Annotated in this window: 1 protein-coding gene; it reads left to right on the top strand. The window is 36.8% G+C overall.

All coding sequences use genetic code 11. The features are described 5' to 3' along the window. The coding region (locus LIQ05_RS19260; protein ID WP_226822923.1) for a helix-turn-helix domain-containing protein at positions 1-893 on the top strand (893 nt) is incomplete at its 5' end. Positions 894-1,081 lie beyond the last annotated feature (188 nt).

Raw genomic sequence — 1,081 nt, forward strand, 5'->3', positions numbered from 1 at the left:
TTCCGGCTGATATGGGAACAGGTCAGATTTCGCAAGTTGTTACAAAGCAAGGAGCAGTTGTTTCGGACTGGAAAATGAATTATTTTTCAGATATGAACGTGCAGGGAGTGAGTAGCGAAGAATACATTCAAATGTTGTTCTGCTTCAATGATGGTGTTTCCTGGAATATTGCAGATAGCCGACAAAGTATCAGCATACAAAAAGGTGAGTCCTGTATTTATCGTGGACACGGGAAAATGGAATATCTGTGCTATTCCAAACAAAACGATTTCCTTTTCAAAAATGTAAAAGTACCACTGTCGTATTTCCGTAAAATTATGAATGACTATTTTGATGTTGGTGAGATTGAGGTTTATCAGAAAAAACTATTGGAAGGTATATCAAAAGTAGGTATTACTCCCTATATGGAGCACATTTTTGCGGAACTGAAAGACTTCACGCAATATCGCGGCGGATTGGGATACCTGTTTTTGGAAAGCAAAGTTTTTGAGTTGTTATCTGTATATTTGAGTGAGATTTTGGAACTGAGTATTCTTGCGTCAACTTATATAGCAATTTCCAGAAGTGACCGAGAATCCATCATAGAAGCGAAGAGAATCATTGACAGTCAGCTTGCTTTGGCACCAAGTTGTGAGGAATTGGCTCGAAAAGTCAATATTAGTACTTCAAAATTGTCAAAGGGTTTTTCCTCGCTGTTTGGAACATCGGTTCATGCGTATATTATAGATCAGCGATTGGAAAAGGCGGCAAGTCTACTATTAGAAAGTAATTTGAACGTAAGTCAGGTGGCAGCATTTGTAGGCTATTCAAAACCGAGTAACTTTGCTGCGGCATTCAAAAAGAAATATGGGGTAATTCCTAAAAACTATAAAACGGAAAATACGATTGGTTAAAATTAAAAAATACCGATTTTGGGTAGAATAAAACCGTTTTTGGGTTGGAAGTGTAGGCGTAAATTGTTATTATATGTGGTGTAGTTAGAAAATGCTAACTACACCATTTTTTAGATAGGAGCTTCCTGTATAATAAAAAGCGTAGACGTTGAAATTTGAAAATACCTCAGAGTACAATAAGACTACTG

The organism is Blautia glucerasea (assembly GCF_020537505.1).
Taxonomy (GTDB): domain Bacteria; phylum Bacillota; class Clostridia; order Lachnospirales; family Lachnospiraceae; genus Blautia_A.